Raw genomic sequence first — 6646 nt, forward strand, 5'->3', positions numbered from 1 at the left:
AGCAAATGCAAGTGGAGTTAAATCTACATGAACCTCTACGTTAACGTCTACCTCTGAATTACCACTATGAGAAACGTGTAGTTCATTCGATTGAACATCACCAGAAACCGTTGAAAATGATTCATCCTTATAATCCATATCAGAAGGATTGGTATTTGGAGGCTTCATAGAATATCTCCATTCTTTTATTGAATTTGGCTATTACCAAAAAATAATTATATTTTTTGGTAATAGCTGTTTTTCCTTCTTAGAAATTTAAGCGTCCCCGCCGTCTCCCGAATTATTAGAGTTGACGGCACCGCCACCGCCACCGCCAGCATTGGACTCATTATCTATATCTGAATCTGAATCTGCTTCTGTTTTATTCCAAACTTTTGCATGCACATTGCCACTGTTAAACGTCCTAATTACATTTACATTCCTATTTTTTAATTCATTGTCATTATCGTTATCGTTGTCGTTATCAATATCAACGTCGATGTCATTAGCTCTTGAATGTTTTTTGAAAAACTCATCATGTTTACCCATTTTTTTCCCTCCTATATTCTTAGAATTTTTATTTTTTAGCATTTCCTCCGTTTCCGCCATGAATAATAGATTTTAAATCACTATCTAAATCGGCATCTGCTTCTGTTTTAATGCGAATAGTTGAAATAGCATTTCCACTGCACTCTACTCGCATGATGTTTAAATTTCTATTTTTTAAATCACTATCATTTTTATTTTTGTTTTTATTAACAACGCTAATATGTTTTTTACGTTTAGAATGTTTACGATGTTTTCTGCCATGATCTTCGCTATGATCGTTGCTGTGATCTTCACTATGATCGGAACTGTGACTTTCGCTACGATTTTTGTGATGATTTTTATGACGTTTATTGCTATGCTTCATGTCGGACTCGTCGTCATCGCAATCACAAAATAATTCAGCGAATTCAATATTATCAAAGAAAGCCATTTTTTCACCTCCTTCACACTTGAAATATATAACTATTTTTTAGCCTTTCCACCAGCGCCACCGCGAAGAATCGTTTTTAATTTACTATCTAAATCGGCATCTGCATCGCTCTTGATACAGATATCTGAAATAGCATTTCCACTTCGAAAAACACGCATTATATTAAGGTTTCTATTTTTTAAATCATTATCGTTGTCATTATCATTATCGAGCCTAAAATTGTCATTATCACGTAAGCCCATTTTTTTCCCTCCTTTAATTTACTCAAAAATAGTCTATGCAAATAAGACATGACAGGTACGGCATCTTACCTATGATATGAGTGGATTTTTCTATTACTTGACTATTTTTTCTGTTCTTCAATGTTTATAAAATGCTTTTTTAGATTAATAAAAATAAATCGTATGGTGGTGTGAGTAATGGGGTTAGCCTCATCTTCTACTTAATTGGCTTGTTTGTTCATATTTTTGTGAAAAAAAGGAGGATATTTTAGAATTGTGTTGAATATTGTTAATCGGGGAGAGATTTGCCACGTCAATGCGCTAAATAAATAAGAGAGAATAGCGCCATGAAGGGAGAATCTATATGCTATTAAATCCAACAGGGAAAGACAATTTTTGGTATTTTTGTGAAAAAATGAACAATTTAAAGTTGGTTGTTGATGAAACTAAACTTCAAAAAGCAGGCCAAATAGAAAGCGTATCATTCTTTTTTCATAAAAATCTGCAAGAGAGCAGTGATGACAAATTAATGAAGCTTCAAGTAGCTACTGTGTTGTATAAAGGAGGAAAACAAAATATTATTAATAATACAATTACAGGCATAGCTCTTCGATTTTATCTAAATCCATTTAGGCTACTAGAAGCAGATCATATATTTAATAATCATCAAGAATTACGTACTGGTTTAAAGGGTGGGATGAAGGCACCGTATTACGAGTATATTATTGAAGGACCGTATACAAATGAGAATGGTTATCAAGCGATTGAGCCACTATTTGCTGATTTGAATCAAGTATTTCATAATTACTTTCAAATTATGTATGATCAATTACCAGTTGTAGATTTACCTAATAGTATTAAAGAATTACCACGTTATCAATAGATATCTTTGAATAAAGCCCTTGCCGCATTTTCGATTGCGTCAAGGGCTTTTAAAGTCAGGTTTTAGAAAACTTGTAATCAAGGGCTACAATCACAACTATTACCTAGACAATCACAGTCGCAATCTCCGAAAACTTTTCGGCCTTTAGTCATATTAAAAGGTAATTCACTGCAAATCAGTTCCTCACCTATATTACATCCCCAATCCCCGCAATAGTCTAGTAAATCTTCACGTCGTTTCTTATTCGAATAATGGTAAATAAGTAAACCAATACAAATTATCCCAGCTATAATCAAAACGACTCCAAGTACCATTTGATCATTTATAGATAACATTACTCCTGAACCTAAGAGGATTAAGCAAGTTGTTAAACCTAAAAAAAACATCTCCCAAACCTTCTTCCATTTAATTGGAAATATATACCGGAGAAAAAATTGAAACATGTAAAACAATTTTATCAAGTGCACCGTCTATACTATGTATTCATTTTAACAGAACAAAAGAAAATATATTGAAATTTTATTTTTGGTTTATTTGAGAAGCTATATTACTAGAAAAATCGATTTACTAATTGGAACAACAAAACGGGTATCAAGGGGGCATTTCTCAGAGAAGATGCACATACAATCTAAAGATGGATTATACCTTAGTTGTGTTAATTATGTAGAAAAGACAGATAAAGAATTTGACTTGAGGAAGAGGAAAAAGGAATGAAAAAACGTTTTGGGAAATTATCAACACTTATTTTAAGTGGCATTATCATCGGGAGTTTGCTAAGTCCGAATACAACAGATGCAAGTAAGTTAGATCAAGAACTTATTTTACCTATTATAAAATACAAACACGATGAAAAGGAAGCACCAATGGAGTTTAACGGACAAATTCGAAAAATAGCTTATTTAACTATTGATGATGGACCTTCTCGTTACGCTGATAAATTAATAAATATATTAAATGAATATGAAGTACCTGCAACTTTTTTCTTAATTGGTAGTAACATAGATTTATATCCACAATATGTGAAAAAATTTCATGAGCGAGGTGATTACGTTGGCATGCACTCCATGACTCATGATTACACTAGGCTTTATAAGAACGGTGAAGTTGTAAGCGAGATGAAGCAAGTTCAACAAAAAATTAATTCACTTACAAATGAAAAGCCTATTTTATTTCGTAGCCCATACGGATCAAATCCTGGATTAACGAAAGACTTACGTGATCAAGTAGTAAGTGCAGGGTTAAAAACATGGGATTGGACGATCGATTCAAACGATTGGCGCTATCAAAATAATCCTTCACAAATTGTAACGGAAATTAAAAAACAATTAGAAGAACCGGTTGAAATCATTTTAATTCATGATAAAAAAGGAACGATTGAAGCATTACCTCAAATCATTGAAACGATCGAAGCAGAAGGATATGAGTTCGATGTATATGATGAATCAAAACACTTTATGGTTAATTTTCTAAAAGATGACAGAATTTAGGGTTCAAGGGGAAGCGAAATGAAGAAATATTATATGATTACTGTGACATTATTAACTTTTACTTTAACAGGATGTAGTAATTATGGAGAGAAATATTTAGAGCAACATAAGGAAATCGTTAGTCAAGTTTTACAAAAATCGAACCAAAATGAACTTTTTGGTGACTTGAATGTGGAAGAGCAACAATTGTATACGATTATCCTTGAAGAAGGAAAAGATACGATTAACAATGTAACTAAACAAATGGCAAGTGCTGTCTCTGTCATTTCAAAAGGTCAAAAATTAATAGATGAAGAGAAAGCAAAAATAGTAGAACAGAAACAACTTCTTAATAAATCAGAAGAAACATTAAAGAAACTAAAAGATACAAAAGAGGATAAACAAATTAAGCTTCTTCATGAAACGTATATTGACCGATTGGATGCGTATGACAAGGCGTTAACTAAATACGATGAACTTTTATGTAAGAAAAGTAGATTATATGGATCATTACAGAATGGGAAAGAATTAAAAGCTATTTCAGCATCTGTTGATGAAGTAAATGCACTTAGTAAACAAGTTGGAAAATACGTAAATGAGTTTAATGAAGCAACAAAGGCTTATAATAAGACACGGAATCAATTAAGCAAAGCGTGAGGTAGAACTTTAATAGTTTACCAAGCTAAAAAAAGTACTGTTTAAAATATCATTGTTGTACGGATAGCAGATCGGCATTGATTAATGCTGATGATATTATAGGGAATGTAGTTTATATCAATCATTAGTTAAAAGGAAAGCCAAAACTTTAAGGCTTCCTTTTTTTGAGTGTGAAAATTATCTACAATTGTTTTTGGTCAATTTGAGAAAGAAGTCTAAGATTTATGCAGTTGACTTTGCCCTTAGGGAAAGGAGTAAAGTAGTATTGAACAAAGTATTGATATGTAAGGTATTTAGTCTTTATAAAAAATGAAGGATGGAGGTGACCTCATGCTATCGATTGGAGAATTCTCAAAGATATGCGAAGTATCTACAAAAACACTTCGATATTATGATGAAATTGGATTAATTAATCCTGATGAGATTAATCCTGAAAACGGTTATAGATATTATTCCATCAGGCAACTAAAAAAGATGCTCTTTATCAACCGGTTGAAATCTTATCATTTTTCACTTGGAGAAATTAAAGACGTTTTGGAATTGGAAAAAGATCAAGCAGAAGAGATGCTTTGTTCTATCCTTAACCGAAAAAGAAGGGAAATACAGGAAAAGCTAAATGCTTTTGAATATACCTTAAAACAAATGAATAATGATATTTTAAATTTAGAGACAGGCATTCCTATTATGTCTTACCTTGACAGTGTAGATGTACAACTTGTTGAAACCCAGCCAATGAATATTCTTTATATGCGTCTGATGATGAGAAGTGATGACTATGCTCTAGGATATGGAAAGTATTTTAGTAGGCTATATGGAAAGATAGCTACTGAAAAACTGACCTTGCTTGGTACACCAATAACTATTTATCACAGTACTGAATACAATCCTGCCGGAAATGATACAGAGTTTGCTATTCCGATAGAAGAGGCTGTAAAGGGAACGAGAGATTTTCCTGGAGGCCTTTGTGCGAAGTCTGTTTTAAAGGGTTCATATTCAGAATTGACGTCTGTTTATGCAAAGCTTAGGGAATGGATAGAAAATGAAGGATATGAATTGGTGAAATCACCATATGAAGTATATGTAACCGATCCCAATCAGGCCACCGTTCCTGAGGATTTAATTACCGAGGTGTACTTTCCTGTAAAGAAAAAATGAAGTAATTTTTCTTAACACTTACTAAGAAAATGAGTAGCGCCTCACTCAGCGACTTACACTAGGCGCTGGAACTAGAAACTTGTCTAGTATACTTTCTTAATCTTAAACAAATAACGTCTTTTAGAGGTGAAATCTACAATGCAAAGAAACTACTGGCCAACTACAGAATGGCAATCCGTAGACCCGGCAACTTTGAGAATGGACTCTGATAAGCTTACAGAGCTTGACCCCATGATAAAATCCGAGTACAGCAATATAAACGGTATTGTTGTTGTGAGAAATGGATATATTGCTTATGAAAGATACTTTAATGGCTATGGCGCGGATGATATGCACCATGTGGCATCTGTAACGAAAAGTATAATATCTGCCCTTATTGGTATTGCCATAGATACTGGATATATTAAAAATGTAGATCAGAAGGTACTGGATTTTTTTACTGAATATACTTCCGATGATGATAGGCAGAAACGAGAAATCACGATACGCCATCTTCTCACTATGACGGCTCCTTATCCATTTGAGGACTGGCACGAACCGCTGGATAAGTTGTGTAAACAACCTGACTGGATAAAATATACTCTGGATATGCTAGGCCAAAATGGAAGTGTTGGCACTTTTAAGTATTCCACTGCAGGGGCGCACTTGCTTTCAACGATCATCACTCGCAGCACAGGAAAAAGCGCCCGTGAGTTTGCTAATGAACGCTTATTTAAACCCATCGGCATGAAAGAAATTCTGGATTGTGAAATGAAATCATTTGGGTTTGAGGATTTATTCGGGGAAAATGTGAAAGGGTGGGTTAAAGACCCAAGTGGTAACTCTACAGGAGGATGGGGTCTTACGCTAACTCCACGTGATATGGCACGTTTTGGTTATCTATATTTGAATCACGGTATTTGGAGCAATAATCAGATTATTCCTGAAACATGGATTGACGAAACAACAATGATGAACAACAACCACTACGGTTATCTTTGGTGGTTACGTGAAGAGGACGGAGTTTTTGCATACTTAGCACTAGGAGATGGTGGTAATACCATTTGTTGCATTCCAGAAAAAGACCTAGTCATTTCAATTGCGTCAGAATTCATCCTTAATCCTCGTGATAGGTGGGCACTGATTAAGGATTTTATTATTCCGGCTGTAATTGACTAAAAATCATTGCTAGTCTTTATCGATTCATTTAATAGTTTGGTAGGGGTATTTTGAGTCTTTGAAATAAAAAACATATACGTTTTTATTATTAATAGCATAGAGAAATAAATCTTAATTTATTTCTCTTTAAATGTATTTTATTTTACGC

At 33.7% G+C, this 6646-nt stretch carries 8 protein-coding genes; 5 read left to right on the top strand and 3 right to left on the bottom strand.

Annotated elements, in window-relative coordinates:
• Nucleotides 1-255: 255 nt before the first annotated feature.
• The 3 genes from V7014_RS22320 to V7014_RS22330 are packed head-to-tail and all read right to left on the bottom strand — an operon-like array spanning nucleotide 256 to nucleotide 1200.
• Nucleotides 256-528: a hypothetical protein gene (locus V7014_RS22320; RefSeq protein ID WP_335510466.1), complete on the bottom strand. Its 273-nt coding sequence runs from the start codon at nucleotides 526-528 to the stop codon at nucleotides 256-258.
• Nucleotides 529-556: 28 nt separating this feature from the next.
• Complete coding sequence (locus tag V7014_RS22325; protein ID WP_335510468.1) at nucleotides 557-958, bottom strand: hypothetical protein; 402 nt, start codon at nucleotides 956-958, stop codon at nucleotides 557-559.
• 32 nt (nucleotides 959-990) lie between these two features.
• Complete coding sequence (locus tag V7014_RS22330) at nucleotides 991-1200, bottom strand: hypothetical protein (protein ID WP_335510470.1); 210 nt, start codon at nucleotides 1198-1200, stop codon at nucleotides 991-993.
• A gap of 394 nt (nucleotides 1201-1594) precedes the next feature.
• Here V7014_RS22330 and V7014_RS22335 point away from each other — a divergent pair, with 394 nt between their 5' ends.
• The 5 genes from V7014_RS22335 to V7014_RS22355 all read left to right on the top strand — a co-directional run bounded on the left by V7014_RS22335 (nucleotide 1595) and on the right by V7014_RS22355 (nucleotide 6498).
• The gene (locus V7014_RS22335; RefSeq protein WP_335510472.1) at nucleotides 1595-2062 is read left to right on the top strand and encodes a hypothetical protein; all 468 of its coding nucleotides are present in this window, start codon (nucleotides 1595-1597) and stop codon (nucleotides 2060-2062) included.
• A 710-nt stretch (nucleotides 2063-2772) separates the two neighbouring features.
• Nucleotides 2773-3549 carry a polysaccharide deacetylase family protein gene (locus tag V7014_RS22340; RefSeq protein ID WP_335510474.1) on the top strand — a complete coding sequence of 259 codons (777 nt, stop codon included), beginning with the start codon at nucleotides 2773-2775 and terminating at the stop codon, nucleotides 3547-3549.
• Nucleotides 3550-3567: 18 nt separating this feature from the next.
• Complete coding sequence (locus tag V7014_RS22345; RefSeq protein ID WP_335510476.1) at nucleotides 3568-4185, top strand: YkyA family protein; 618 nt, start codon at nucleotides 3568-3570, stop codon at nucleotides 4183-4185.
• Nucleotides 4186-4515: 330 nt separating this feature from the next.
• On the top strand, nucleotides 4516-5340 hold the full coding sequence (locus V7014_RS22350) for a MerR family transcriptional regulator (RefSeq protein WP_335510478.1): 825 nt from the start codon (nucleotides 4516-4518) through the stop codon (nucleotides 5338-5340).
• 138 nt (nucleotides 5341-5478) lie between these two features.
• Entirely contained in the window at nucleotides 5479-6498 is a 1020-nt protein-coding gene (locus V7014_RS22355; protein WP_335510480.1) for a serine hydrolase domain-containing protein, read from the top strand.
• The last annotated feature ends 148 nt before the right edge of the window (nucleotides 6499-6646 follow it).

Origin of the sequence: Bacillus sp. JJ722, from assembly GCF_036963345.1 — a bacterium.
Lineage (GTDB): Bacteria > Bacillota > Bacilli > Bacillales > DSM-1321 > Bacillus_AD.